The organism is Williamsia muralis NBRC 105860 (genome assembly GCF_001598915.1).
In the GTDB taxonomy this organism is placed as follows: Bacteria; Actinomycetota; Actinomycetes; order Mycobacteriales; family Mycobacteriaceae; genus Williamsia; species Williamsia muralis.
The window spans coordinates 712075-725168 of record NZ_BDAP01000003.1; the positions used below are offsets into that span (position 1 = coordinate 712075).

15 protein-coding genes are annotated in these 13094 nt (G+C 62.5%); 7 read left to right on the top strand and 8 right to left on the bottom strand.

Annotation, left to right across the window (positions count from 1 at the left end):
- Window positions 1–34 precede the first annotated feature (34 nt).
- A complete protein-coding gene (locus WIMU1_RS15315; protein ID WP_062798411.1) occupies window positions 35–1090 on the bottom strand; it encodes an LLM class flavin-dependent oxidoreductase in 1056 nt (351 codons plus the stop codon).
- Between the two features lie 135 nt (window positions 1091–1225).
- Between WIMU1_RS15315 and WIMU1_RS15320 the strand changes: the two genes are divergently transcribed.
- Both WIMU1_RS15320 and ppk2 read left to right on the top strand, forming a co-directional pair.
- Window positions 1226–1861, top strand: a complete 636-nt coding sequence (locus tag WIMU1_RS15320; protein WP_062798413.1) for a LysE family translocator — start codon at window positions 1226–1228, stop codon at window positions 1859–1861.
- Between the two features lie 67 nt (window positions 1862–1928).
- The gene (ppk2, locus tag WIMU1_RS15325) at window positions 1929–2771 is read left to right on the top strand and encodes a polyphosphate kinase 2 (RefSeq protein ID WP_023958027.1); all 843 of its coding nucleotides are present in this window, start codon (window positions 1929–1931) and stop codon (window positions 2769–2771) included.
- 15 nt (window positions 2772–2786) lie between these two features.
- Here ppk2 and WIMU1_RS15330 read toward each other — a convergent pair whose 3' ends face one another.
- The 4 genes from WIMU1_RS15330 to fadD8 form a co-directional block, all read right to left on the bottom strand.
- Complete coding sequence (locus WIMU1_RS15330) at window positions 2787–3215, bottom strand: VOC family protein (RefSeq protein ID WP_062798670.1); 429 nt, start codon at window positions 3213–3215, stop codon at window positions 2787–2789.
- Between the two features lie 112 nt (window positions 3216–3327).
- Complete coding sequence (locus WIMU1_RS15335; protein WP_062798415.1) at window positions 3328–3738, bottom strand: helix-turn-helix transcriptional regulator; 411 nt, start codon at window positions 3736–3738, stop codon at window positions 3328–3330.
- Window positions 3739–3830: 92 nt separating this feature from the next.
- On the bottom strand, window positions 3831–4346 hold the full coding sequence (locus WIMU1_RS15340) for a class I SAM-dependent methyltransferase (protein WP_307714987.1): 516 nt from the start codon (window positions 4344–4346) through the stop codon (window positions 3831–3833).
- Window positions 4347–4351: 5 nt separating this feature from the next.
- Window positions 4352–5977, bottom strand: coding sequence for a fatty-acid--CoA ligase FadD8 (gene fadD8, locus WIMU1_RS15345; protein ID WP_062798418.1), 1626 nt, complete (start codon window positions 5975–5977; stop codon window positions 4352–4354).
- 83 nt (window positions 5978–6060) lie between these two features.
- Between fadD8 and WIMU1_RS15350 the strand changes: the two genes are divergently transcribed.
- The 3 genes from WIMU1_RS15350 to WIMU1_RS15360 all read left to right on the top strand — a co-directional run bounded on the left by WIMU1_RS15350 (window position 6061) and on the right by WIMU1_RS15360 (window position 9399).
- Window positions 6061–6468 (top strand): NUDIX hydrolase, encoded by a 408-nt coding sequence (locus WIMU1_RS15350; RefSeq protein ID WP_062798419.1) that lies wholly within the window; start codon window positions 6061–6063, stop codon window positions 6466–6468.
- 107 nt (window positions 6469–6575) lie between these two features.
- Window positions 6576–7106, top strand: a complete 531-nt coding sequence (locus WIMU1_RS15355; RefSeq protein ID WP_062798421.1) for a GNAT family N-acetyltransferase — start codon at window positions 6576–6578, stop codon at window positions 7104–7106.
- 118 nt (window positions 7107–7224) lie between these two features.
- Entirely contained in the window at window positions 7225–9399 is a 2175-nt protein-coding gene (locus WIMU1_RS15360) for a glutamine synthetase III family protein (RefSeq protein WP_062798423.1), read from the top strand.
- 87 nt (window positions 9400–9486) lie between these two features.
- Here the strand turns inward: WIMU1_RS15360 and bluB are convergent, their stop codons facing one another.
- Both bluB and WIMU1_RS15370 read right to left on the bottom strand, forming a co-directional pair.
- The gene (bluB, locus tag WIMU1_RS15365; protein WP_116915207.1) at window positions 9487–10131 is read right to left on the bottom strand and encodes a 5,6-dimethylbenzimidazole synthase; all 645 of its coding nucleotides are present in this window, start codon (window positions 10129–10131) and stop codon (window positions 9487–9489) included.
- The gene (locus WIMU1_RS15370) at window positions 10128–11006 is read right to left on the bottom strand and encodes a LysR family transcriptional regulator (protein WP_062798427.1); all 879 of its coding nucleotides are present in this window, start codon (window positions 11004–11006) and stop codon (window positions 10128–10130) included. Before WIMU1_RS15370 ends, bluB begins: the two co-directional genes overlap by 4 nt.
- A gap of 99 nt (window positions 11007–11105) precedes the next feature.
- Between WIMU1_RS15370 and WIMU1_RS15375 the strand changes: the two genes are divergently transcribed.
- Window positions 11106–11474 (top strand): YybH family protein, encoded by a 369-nt coding sequence (locus WIMU1_RS15375; RefSeq protein ID WP_062798428.1) that lies wholly within the window; start codon window positions 11106–11108, stop codon window positions 11472–11474.
- 3 nt (window positions 11475–11477) lie between these two features.
- On the opposite strand, the gene WIMU1_RS15380 is transcribed toward WIMU1_RS15375, so the two are convergent.
- Complete coding sequence (locus WIMU1_RS15380) at window positions 11478–12101, bottom strand: TetR family transcriptional regulator (RefSeq protein WP_062798430.1); 624 nt, start codon at window positions 12099–12101, stop codon at window positions 11478–11480.
- 69 nt (window positions 12102–12170) lie between these two features.
- Here WIMU1_RS15380 and WIMU1_RS15385 point away from each other — a divergent pair, with 69 nt between their 5' ends.
- Window positions 12171–13010 (top strand): alpha/beta fold hydrolase, encoded by an 840-nt coding sequence (locus tag WIMU1_RS15385; RefSeq protein WP_062798432.1) that lies wholly within the window; start codon window positions 12171–12173, stop codon window positions 13008–13010.
- Window positions 13011–13094 lie beyond the last annotated feature (84 nt).

A 13094-nucleotide genomic window follows, 5' to 3' on the forward strand; every position in this document is an offset into this window, starting at 1 on the left:
GCCGCACTGCTCACGACGCTTACACCGCGGGACTTTACCTCTGATCGGACAAGGCCTCGCGAACAATCGGGGCGACCTTCTCGCCGTACAGTTCGATGCTTCGCATCTTGGCTTCATGGGACAGGGTGCCGTTGCCGTACTTCATGTCGAAACGGGTGACCTTCAGTGCCCGCACATTCTGAATGATCTTCGCAGCAACGGTGTCCGGAGAACCCACATACAACGAACCGTCCGGGCCTGCCGCCTGTTCGAACTGACCGCGTGTCGTCGCCGGCCATCCTCGTTCCCGGCCGATCCGGTTCATCTGATCGCGGTAGTGGGGCCACAGTTCTTCACGGGCCTGTTCGTCACTGTCGGAGACATGACCCGGCGAGTGCATTGCCACCGGCAGCTCGGCATGCCCGAACTCGGTCAGCGCGCGATGGTAGAGGTCGACGAACGGTTCGAACCGGGCCGGTTCACCGCCGATGATGGCCAGCACCAACGGTATTCCGTATCGCGCCGCGCGTACCACCGACTCCGGCGAGCCACCGACACCGATCCAGGTGGTCAACCCACCCTTCGCGGTTTTCGGGAACACCTCCTGGCCGGTCAAGGGCGCCCGGTGACCACCAGTCCAGGTGATCGGGCCCTCGGATCGCAGCTCGGCGAACAGGTCCAGTTTCTCGGAGAACAACTCCTCGTACTGCGCGAGGTCGTAGCCGAACAACGGGAACGATTCGGTGAACGAGCCGCGCCCCAGGATGACCTCCGCCCGGCCACCAGAGATCGCGTCGAGAGTAGCGAAGCGTTGGTACACGCGGATCGGGTCATCTGAGCTCAGTACGGTCACAGCCGTTCCCAGACGGATGGAATCTGTCTGAGCCGCAATCGCGGCCAGGACCACCTCAGGCGCTGAGACGGCAAAATCCTCGCGGTGATGCTCACCGACACCGAAGAAGTCCAAGCCCACACTGTCGGCGAGAACTCCTTCTGCGACCACATCACGGATGACCTGGTCGTACGAGAGTGGCTCACCATCCGGACCGGCAGTGCGATCGCCGAATGTGTCCAGGCCGAGTTCCACGGCCGACGATTTTGATATGGGCATCGAGGTGTCCTTCTTCCTTCGCGGTCACGTGGGCAACCACATCAAGGCTCCGAAGATTCCCGCGGCCGTCTGAACGCCGGCGGGCTCGTCTGAACGCGCCCGCCAACGGGTTGACATCGGTGGTTCAGTGAAACGATGGTTCCTCTACCCAATCTGCTCGCGTTCATCGTCGCCGCAGTTGTGCTGATAGCCGTTCCGGGGCCCAGTGTGCTGTTTGTGGTCGGACGTTCGATCGCATACGGCAGGCGAGTCGGGCTCCTGAGCGTGCTCGGCAACACCATGGGCCTGATCCCTCAGATCGTCGCTGTCGCCCTGGGCATCGGCGCCGTGGTGTCCGCGTCGGCAACCATGTTCACGGTCATCAAAGCAGCCGGTGCGGTGTACCTGGTCTATCTAGGTGTTCAAGCGATCCGTCATCGCCACCGCATCCACGCGGGCGCCGGCCCCGGCGATGAAGTGACGACGAGGCGCGTTGTGACACAAGGCTTCACGGTTGGCTTCACGAACCCCAAGGCACTGGTGTTCCTGGCAGCCGTCCTCCCCCAATTCGTCGAACCCGCCTCAGGCGCCCCCGGATTTCAGATGTTTGTCCTAGGGGCAGTCTTTGTCGTGATCGGGTTGATCTGCGACAGCGCGTGGGCGATGGTCGCATCGGTCACCCGCTCATGGTTCACCGATTCACCCCGGCGGCAGGCACAGTTGAGCGCAACCGGCGGATTGATGATGATCGGGTTGGGCGGCACGCTCGCGTTGTCCGGCAACAAGGCCTGAGGCGGATCGTCCAGCCCGGTGGTTCACAATCGCTGACGATGCGCTTGCAACCCAGTAGGCTCCCTCCATGGGAAAGAAGGACAGCGGTAAGAAGAGCAAGGCCCAGAAGATCCCCAAAGATGTCTACGAGGCCGAGCTCTTCCGCTTGCAATCCGAGTTCGTGAAGTTGCAAGAGTGGGTGAAGGACACCGGTACCCGGGTCGTCGTGATCTTCGAGGGCCGTGACGCAGCCGGCAAGGGCGGCACGATCAAGCGCATCACCGAATATCTGTCGCCCCGAGTTGTCCGCGTGACCGCATTGCCCGCACCCACCGACCGCGAGCGCGGCCAGTGGTACTACCAGCGATACATCGCCCACCTGCCGGCGCCCGGCGAGATCACCATCTTCGACCGATCCTGGTACAACCGGGCAGGCGTGGAAAAAGTGATGGGCTTCTGCACACCCACAGAGCACTCCCTGTTCCTGCGTCAGACCCCGATCTTCGAACAGATGCTCCTCGACGACGGGATCATCCTTCGGAAGTACTGGTTCTCGGTGTCCGACGACGAGCAACTCCGACGTTTCCGGTCACGACTCAATGATCCTGTGCGGCAATGGAAACTGAGTCCGATGGACCTGGAATCGGTGTACCGCTGGGAGGATTATTCTCGCGCGAAGGACGAGATGATGGTGCACACAGACACCCCGAACAGTCCCTGGTATGTGGTCGAATCGGACGTCAAGAAGCACGCTCGCCTGAACATGATGTCGCATCTGCTGTCCACGATCGACTATCACGAGGTGAAGAAACCGAAAGTCGACTTGCCCGAGAAGCCGATCGACACCGGAACCTATCAACGACCTCCTCGCGAACTTACGACCTACGTCCCCGACCATGTGTCCGAACTGGTCGGCGACGTCGAGACCTGATGCGTCAAAGGCCGCCTATGTCACATAGGCCTCGGTCGGCTGGGTCAACCGGATGCTGTTCCCGGATGGGTCTCTGAACCCGGCGTCGATCCCATATGGCCTTTGCTCGGGTACCTCGGTGAACTCGACCCCGCGGGCAGTGAGCTTCTCGTATTCCGACTGACAATCGTCGGTGGTGAGAAACACCGTGCCGGCGAAACCTTTGGTGACGAGCGAGAGGATCTCGTCGTGCGTGGACTCGCTCACCATCGGTGGTGCCGGGATGGCCATCAGGATGACGGTCACATCGTCCTGCCCGGGCGGCGCCACGGTCAGCCAACGGAATCCACCCAACTCCGGCACGGTCGCGTCGGACCGCACCTCCATGCCCAACTGCTCGGTGTAGAACTTCAGCGCAATGTCTTGATCGTGAACCCAGATCTGCGCTCCGGCGATTCTCATGATGAACTCCTGTGCTCGAGTGGTGTTTACACAGTCGACGCTAACGCCGCGTTGCCGGTCGAGTCTTCTCCCCGTGTGCTGTTCGTCGACTTGCCCGATCTCCAGGATTCGGTTGCTACAGCCGGCTGTCGGGCGCGGGACGACTGAACGTACGAACCACGCACGCGGGCACCATTGCTCGCTCGGCTGCGGCAGGCAGACTGGCTCGATAACGGGCCGGCGTGAGTCCGTAGGTTCGCTTGAAGCTCGTGGTGAAAGACCCGACACTGCGCAAACCGACGGCCACACATACATCCGCCACCGAATAGTCGGTGTTACGCAACAGGGCCGCAGCGCGTTCGAGCCGACGCGTCTGCAGGTAGGTGTGCGGCGTTTCACCGAAAGCACGCGTGAAAGCGCGGCTGAAATGCGCACGGGACAACATCGCGGCCGCAGCCATCTGATCGACGGTCAGTTCGCAGGCGTACTGCGTGTCGATCAGATCTCTGGCGCGGAGCAGATACCGCGACGGGGGAAGACTGCCCACGTGGCCACTATCGCACGCCCAACCGACGCAGACCATCACCCGGAGGTGGCGCTCCGAAGGCCGAACGGCCCCAGACGGGCCGTACCCCTCTATCACCCAGCTCTCACGGCGATCACCGCATGGCCGGCGTCCTCCGAATACGTTGCCGTCACGGTGAAATGGGCGTCGCGGAGGTGCTGTGTGATCTTCGCCTGCCGATCGTCGACAGAGCCCGGACCTTGGCCGTAGACCAGCACCAAACGACCATTGGGCCGAAGCGCGCCACGTAACACAGCCAGCTCATCCTCTGCGGACGACGTCCAGAAGACGTTGACGTTGATCGCAAGCGCTGCGTCGAAAGAAGCGGTGTCGACGCGTAGTGCGCTGAGATCGCTCTGCTCCACTCGCAGTCGTCCATCGGCGACGAAGTCGGCACAGCGTCTGATCGTTCGACTGACCGCTGTGGCCGATCTGTCGATTGCCAGCATGTCGCCGCCGGACAATGTGGCGCACAACAACTGCGCTGCCACACCGTTTCCACAGCCGATTTCGAGCAGCCTCTCCCGGGGCCGTGGCGCCAGGAGTTCAGCCGCCCACAGCACACGTGCAGGTATATCCGCTGCACGCACCTCGACTACCCGACAGAGCGGTCGCTGTCGCTCCAGTACTGCTTGCGCAGGGCTTTCTTGTCCGGTTTGCCCAAAGCGGTCAACGGCAGAGCGTCGGCGACGATGATCTGCTTCGGCGACTGGACCGCACCCTTGCGCTCCTTGACCGCATCCTGGATCTCGGTGGTCATCCGCGCGATCGACGATTCGTCCGTGGGCGCGTCGGACCGAAGCACCACGATCGCGGTCACCGCTTCACCCCACTTCTCGTCGGGAACTCCGATCACGCCGACCTGCGCAACCGAAGGATGTTCGGCAACAACATCTTCCACTTCGCGGGGGAAAACATTGAACCCGCCGGTGACGATCATGTCCTTGGTGCGGTCAACAATGAACCAGAAGCCGTCCTCGTCTTCTCTGGCGACATCCCCGGTGCGAAGCCAGCCGTCTCGAAATGCTTCGGCCGTTGCTTCGGGTAGCCCCCAATAGCCACCCGCCAACAGCGGACCGGCCACGCAGATCTCCCCGGGCTCCCCTACCGCGACCGGCTTGTCGTCTTCACCCAGGAGGGCGGTGCGCAAGAACGCGGACGGACGGCCGCAACTGGACAGCCGCTTTTCATCGTGGGCGTCCTTGGGGAGGTAGCTGATCACCATCGGTGCTTCGGACTGTCCGTAGTACTGCGCGAAGATCGGACCGAAGCGTTCGATGGCCTCGGCCAGCCGAACGGGGTTGATCGCGGATGCTCCGTAGTAGACGGTCTCCAGCGACGACAGGTCGCGCGTGTGCGAGTCGGGATGGTCCATCAAGGCGTACAGCATCGATGGCACCAGCATGGTGGCGGTGATCTTCTGTTCTTCGATGGTGCGCAGCACCTCGGCGGGATCGAACTTCGGCAACACCACCATCGAGCCGCCCTTCATCAGGGTCGGTACGAAGAACGCGGCCCCAGCATGCGACAGCGGGGTGCACATCAGGAATTTCGGGTGCTCCGGCCATTCCCATTCCGAGAGCTGAATCTGCGTCATCGTGGACATTGCCGAAGCAGTCCCGATGACTCCCTTCGGCTTTCCGGTTGTACCACCGGTGTAGGTGATCGACACGATGTGATCGGGGGGAAGATCAGCCGCTTTGAGAGGCTTGGCCTCGAACCGCTGCGATTCCGCGATCACATCCCGGGCGACCTCCGAGAGTTCAGATGGAACCGGGCCCAGCGTGAGTACCTGCTTGAGACTGTCGACACGCTCGAGGAGTGCGGCCGCGCGCTCGACGAACATCGGCACCGGGTCGATGACCAGGGTGGTGATCTGCGCGTCGCTCAGCACATATGCATGGTCGTCGAGCGATCCGAGCGGATGCAGAGCACTGCGTCGCCAACCCTGGGTTTGTCCCGCTCCGATGACCAACAGGACCTCTGGCCGGTTGAGGGCCAACAGGCCGACCGCACTGCCCGATCCGGCACCAAGTGATTCGAACGCCTGGGTGTACTTGCTGATCTGCTCGGCCATCTGCCCCCCGGTGAGGGTGGTGTCGCCGAGGAACAGAACCGGCTCGTTCGCATGGCGGCGCAGCGCCGCGACCATGAGGTGGCCCAGGTGGGTGCCGCCGCGCAGATGGTCGAAATCGGTGGGGGTATCCGCAGAAACTGTCATGTCGTCAGACTAGAACGTGTTACAGATTTGGGGAAGTTCTTCACCAAAACCGCCGGTGATCGGCGTCGTGGTAAAAATGCGCGGTGCGTGAATCGGACCAACAGACCTTGACCGTGGCGGCCGTGTGTTTTTCCGACGACCACCAGAGGATTCTCACCGTGCGCAAGTCGGACACACGGATGTTCATGTTCCCGGGCGGCAAGCTCGAAGCCGGCGAGGACGCGACCGCTGCCGCGATCCGCGAGGTGGACGAGGAGATCGGGATTCGGCTCACTGCTGACGACCTGATGCTCGTGGGCACCTTCCGGGCACCCGCGGCCAACGAGACCGACACCATGATCTCCGCGACGGTCTTCAGCTCACGACTTCCCGCAATCCCCATCGCCTCGGCGGAAATCGCCGAACTGCGGTGGGTGCACCGCACTGATACCGGCGCAGATCTGGCACCGCTGTTGCGCGATCACGTCTTCCCGGTGATGAACGCTCACTGAGATGTTGTTCAGGCGCCACAACCCGGCCTGTCAAGCGCGCGTTCGACCGCTCACCGGCGGCCGCTAATTCGTTTGACCGTCCCTCCTGTTGCGCACATGCTGGACGAGTGCGGTTCCGCCCGATCGAGCGTCACGATCTACCTCTGATCCAGCGATGGCTGGAACAGCCGCATGTGGCGAGATTTTGGAACCACGACACGTCCGACGCGGCCATAGAGCGGGACTTCGGTGGAAGCATCACGGGAACAGAACCGTGTGAGGTCTTCATCGCGATACACGATGGCGCGCCGATCGGTCTGATCCAGCGGTATCTGTTCTCCGCCTATCCCGAGGATCTCGTCGAGATGCAAACCCTGGTCTCCGTACCTCCGAACGCTTTGTCTGTCGACTACTTCATAGGTGTCCCTGATCTCACCGGCCAGGGATTGGGCACTGCCATGATCCGCGAGATGGTCGACAAGTCATGGGTCGATCATCCCTCGTCCGACACGATCATCGTTCCGGTTGCGGTGGCCAACCTCGCTTCCTGGCGAGCTTTGCTCGCTGCCGGCTTCACCCAGATCGCGACCGGGTATCTCACACCGGACAATCCCATCGACGACGGTCGACACCACGTGTTCCGAACGGACCGGCCTTAGTCGGGCGCTTCTCATCGTCACAGCGACGAAATGAGCCCGTTATAGATCATTCGTAGGGTTCGCAGGTCAGGGCTTTCCCAGAACAAGGTGGAGAGTCCGTGCCTGAAGGGTCTAACACATGAGTGGAAACAACATCCGGCTTGCCGCGATCACTGCGGTCGAGGCGTACACGCCGCCTCCCCCCAGCTTCGACACGGCCGAGGCTCCCGGAGACATCTTCGGCGAGAACGTGTTCAACAAATCGGTCATGCTCAAACGCCTACCGAAGAATGTCTACAAGTCCGTCATGGCGACGATCGAAAAAGGGACCACATTGGATCCCGCGATCGCCGACGCCGTCGCGTCAGCGATGAAGGATTGGGCACTGGAGAAGGGCGCAACACATTACGCCCACGTCTTCTATCCCTTGACTGGCCTGACCGCGGAGAAGCACGACAGCTTCCTCGAGCCGGCAAGCGACGGTTCGACACTCGCAGAGTTCCAGGGCAAGACGCTCATCCAGGGTGAGCCCGATGCGTCGAGCTTCCCCAACGGCGGACTTCGCAACACCTTCGAGGCACGCGGGTACACCGGCTGGGATGTGACCAGTCCGGCATACGTACTGGAGAACCCGAACGGCAACACTCTCTGCATCCCAACGGTTTTCGTCTCGATGACGGGCGAGGCCCTGGACCACAAGACCCCGCTCCTACGCTCGCAGCAGGCGATGGGCAAGCACGCCGAGCGTGTGCTCCGGCTGTTCGGCCACTCGAACCCGGGCCACATCGTGGCCTTCTGCGGGCCCGAGCAGGAGTACTTCCTGGTGGATCGACACTTCTTTCTCGCGCGTCCCGACCTGATCAATGCCGGCCGCACTTTGTTCGGCACCAAGCCGCCCAAGGGCCAGGAGTTCGACGACCACTACTTCGGTGCCATCCCCGAACGGGTCCTCGGATTCATGATGGACACCGAACGTGAACTGTTCAAACTCGGGATCCCTGCCAAGACCCGGCACAACGAGGTGGCGCCAGGGCAATTCGAGATCGCGCCGATGTTCGAACGGGGCAATATCGCGGCCGACCATCAGCAGCTCCTCATGACAACCTTCAAGACCGTTGCCAAGAAGCACGGCATGGAGTGCCTGTTCCACGAGAAGCCATTCGAAGGCGTGAACGGTTCGGGCAAGCATGTGAACTTCTCGCTCGGCAACGACAAGTTCGGCAGCCTCCTGGTTCCAGGGGACACTCCTCATGAGAACGCGCAGTTCCTGGTCTTCTGTGCGGCTGTCATCCGCGCCGTACACCTGCACGCAGGGCTGCTTCGGGTCTCCGTCGCCTCGGCCACCAACGACCATCGTCTCGGCGCCAACGAGGCGCCACCGGCCATCGTCTCGATCTTCCTCGGTGAGCAGCTGGCCGATGTGTTCGAGCAGATCGCCAAGGGCGAAGCCACCTCGTCAAAGGGCAAGGGCACCATGATCATCGGCGTGGACACCCTCCCGGTGCTGCCGACCGATCCGGGCGATCGAAACCGCACCAGCTCCTTCGCCTTCACCGGGAATCGCTTCGAGTTCAGGGCGCCGGGCTCGATGCAGACGATCAGCGAACCCATGGTCGTCCTGAACACCATCATGGCCGACTCGCTGGACCACTGCGCGACCGTTCTCGAGGAAGCGGTCAAGGAAGGTGTCCAGTTCGACACCGCCGTCCAGAAGCTGCTCACCGACATCATCACCGAACACGGCGCCGTGGTGTTCAACGGCGATGGCTATTCCGACACGTGGCCGATCGAAGCGGAGTCGCGCGGCCTGCCGAACCTGAAGACCACCGTCGACGCATTGCCAGAACTGATCTCTGCCAAGTCGATCGAACTCTTCTCCAAGTACGGCGTGTTCAACGAGCGCGAGATGCACAGCCGCTACGAGATCGGTTTGGAGCATTACACCCTGACGATCGGGGTCGAGGCCAAGCTCACCCTCGAGATCGGGTCGACCCTGGTGCTACCGGCCGCGGTCAGGTACCAGACAGAATTGGCGACCAACGTCGGAGCGTTGAAAGCGGCAGGCGTGGAAGCAGATCTCACACTCCTCAACGCACTGTCCGAACCGCTGGCAGCGTTGACGAGCGGTTTGACGCACCTCAAGGAAGCTCTGGCGACACACGTAGAGGGAAGCTACGAAGAAGCGGTGCACGTCAAGGACGCACTGCTACCCGCCATGGACGCGGTGCGCGAAGCCGCCGACCAGATCGAAGCGCAGATCGCAGATGATCTCTGGCCGCTGCCGACCTACCAGGAGATGCTCTACATCCTGTAGATCAACCAGCTCTCGGTAACCGGGAACATGCTGTCGAACAGAATCGTCGCCCCCATTCGGGGCGACGATTCTGCCTTTCAAAGGCGCTCAGCTCCAGCGGTTTTCGGTGACGAACTCCGAGATCGGCCGACCGTGTGCCCAATCATCGATCTCCAGGGCAGGCCGGTCGGGAAAATCGGGAACAGGTCCGAGGCAGAGCACTGCGACCGGCTCGGCGCCGGGCGGCAGGTCGAGCAGATCACTGAGGACCTCAGGATCGAACAGCGATACCCAGCCCATCCCGAGACCTTCCGCCCGGGCGGCCAACCACATGTTCTGGATGGCACAGGACACCGAGGCGAGGTCCATTCTCGGCATCGTTCGACGCCCGAAAATGTGCCGGTCGCGGTCGTCGCCGAGTGCCACGACCAGCAGTTCGGCACAATCGAGAACACCTTCGACCTTCAGCTGAAGGAACTCGTCCGACCGCTCCCCCAACGCCTCCGCAGTCCGACACCGTTCTTCGTCGACGATGTCGCGGATCTTCCGGCGCAGCATGTTGTCGGTGATGCGCAGGAATCGCCAGGGCTGCATCAGCCCCACACTCGGGGCCGCATGGGCAGCCTGCAGGAGCCGCGTCAGGACTTCCTCGGGCACCACCGAATCGGGAACGAACCGCCGCATGTCTCGTCGTTCGCCGATGGCCCGGTACACGGCTGCTCGTTCGGAGTCGGCGAAAGCGTGCGGATTCACAGCGCGAATGCCTCCTCGAGTTCGGGCACCAGCGCACGAACGGCCGGGCCGGCGGACTCGGGCCAGACGACAGCCAGCAGTGCGGGATCAGGTAGACCGGCAAGGGGAACGGCGGTGAGTCGATCACGATGATCGTCCGCCATCGACATGCTCAGTATGCCGATTCCGAGTCCCCTGGCTGCCAGTTCCACGATGGCGTCCGGTGCACTTGCCTCCAGCGCGATCACCGGTTCCACACCGTGAGCAAGACATGCTCGGTCGAATGCTGTTCTCAGACCGGTCCCCGCAGGCATGGCGATGATGCGTTGGTCGGCGATGTCGTTCACGCTCAAGCTTTTCCGCCTGTCCAACGAGTGGCCCACAGGCACCATCGCACACAGACCTTCACTCATGATCGTCATCGAGTTGAGCCCGGACGGAAGACTACCGGCCGCACCGATCAGAGCGAGATCGATTGTTCCACTGCGTACTTCACCGACCATCAGGTCCGATGAGCTCTCGCGCAACATCACCTCCACCCCGGGATGCGATCGATGGAACTTCTCCAAGGCGGCAAACAACGGCGTGATGGTGCAACCGGTCACCATGCCGATGGTGAGGTGGCCGCGCAGCAAACCCGCCACCTCGTCGACAGCCTGTTCCACTCCCGCAGCCGCAGCCAGCGCATGCCGAGCCGGTTCGAGTGCCGCACGCCCAGCCGGCGTCAGCCGCACCACCCGACTGGAGCGGTCGAACAATTCGCAGTTCAGCTCCTTCTCGAGCTGCCTGATCTGTGCGCTCACCCCGGATTGACTGATGTGAACCCGTTCTGCCGCACGCGTGAAGTTCGATTCGTCAGCGACCGCGACGAAGTACTCGAGTTGACGTAGCTCCATATCCAGTAATTCTAGTTCGCAGAAGAACAATCTGTTGGACTTCTTGAATGGCGGACGTGAGGCTGAAATCAGTCACATACCGACCAACGAGGAGACATCGTGCCGAATCGAGAAAGGGCGCTGCGCCCTGAGGACCTGACCCGACTGTTCGTCGAACGCTGCAACGCAGGCGACGCGGAGGGGGTGGCATTGCTTTACGAAGACGAGGCTGTCATGGCCTATCCCCCGGGCGAACAGACCGTTGGTCGCGCCGCCATTCAGGCGTTGTGGGAGAAGGTGCTGACGTCGCGGCCACAGTTCGAACCAGAGGCGCCGCTGCCGACACTCATCAGCGGACACATCGCATTGACGTCAACACCACCCCGAGACGGGTCAGGCGCACGAGCACAGGTGGTGCGGCGTCAACCCGACGGCAGCTGGCTCAGGCTGCTCGACCAACCGGAGTTCGTCCCGCCGTCTGCCGATTGACCTCTAACCGGTCAGCGGACCGTGTGGATCGACGAGCAGTGTCACCTGAGCAGCAAACCAGCGACACCACAGATCGCCGCTCCATCGCTGTTCGTCGACCAACATCAGCCACACCCGCCGGGACGCCATCGTCCACACCGCATCGACGATGAGCGTCTCGGGCTCGGCGTCAAGGATCAGCGACAGCGCAAATCGGACTTCGTTGTGACGGGTGCGTTCGCGCTCGGCGAGCCGCGAAGCCGCCTCGGCATCGGTGACAGCCGCCTGATCGAGCACGGCCTGGATGACCGCTGACCGTTCGTGCGCACCGCAGAGCCATCGTGCCCCGGCCGCTACTCGCGCGCGCCGATCGCCGACGCCCATCGCGCGATACTCGGGCATCTCTCGAACTGGGATGGCCCGACCATCAGAGAGCGCACCATCGATACAGGCGTCGAGCAGCGCCAACTTCGATTCGAATTGGGAGTAGACCGTCTGACGCGTGACTCCCGCGGCGGCAGCAACTTTCGCCACCGTGGTGGGCACCCACCCTTCCTCGACGAACATCGCGTGCGCCACTGCCACGACTGCGCGTCGTTTTTCCTGAGCTCGTTCTGCGCGGACCTCCGACGAGTATGTGCGGACCATTCGATCAGCCTATATTCATTTGACTTTACTCGCTGTAATCTCAATTGAACCGATCGATGAGGAGCTCCCATGGCCATTGCCGAAATCACGTCAACTGTCCCCACCAGCCTGGGTGGCCTGCACGTCCGCGCAGTGGGCAATGGTCCACCCGCGGTGTTGTGGCACAGCATGTTCGTGGACTCGTCGAGCTGGGACCGGGTGCTGCCCACCCTCGCCGAACACCGGCGTCTTTTCCTCGTCGACGCCCCCTCGTCGGGTAAGAGCGACGCCCTGGTTCGGCCCACCGACATCGCAGCCTGCGCCTCTGCAGCAGCTGAGCTGATGACGTCGCTGGCCGAAGACCTCGGCGGACCGGTTGACTGGCTCGGCAACGCATGGGGAGGGCATGTCGGAATGCACTTGGCCGCAACACGGCCTGACCTGGTCCGCACTCTCACCGCGATCAGCGCACCGACGACTCCGATCAGCAAGCCGTTGCGTCTTAAGGTCCGCGCCCTCGCCCCGCTGTACCGCGTGTTCGGTCCTCGGGGGTTACCGCGCAAGGCGATCGAGGAGACACTGTTCACCGACCGGACACGGGCGACCGATACAGAAGCGGTCGCCTTGCTGAGGTCTTCGATGCGTCGAGTGACGAACGCGGCGATGGTGAATGCGATCTCCACAGCGATTCTCAATCGGACAGACCTGACGTGGGCGGTCGAGAGAATCGACTGTCCGACTCTGTTCGTCACCACTGATGACCGAGGCGAATGGACGCCTGCGGAGGCCAGAGCGGTCGCGGCGACGATGACCGATGCGCGCGAGGTCACCGTCGCCGATGCCCGCGTGATCCCGGCGATCGAACAGCCCGCGGCTCTGTCCACGGCAGTTATCCAGTTCTGGAATGAGCAGGGCGACAACGTCGTCTGACGCTCGCGGCGTGTTCTGGCCCGGGGGGCGGTAGCGTTCTCCGGATGCTGCCCTTGACGGGAATGACTTCGTGACGAGGCCAAC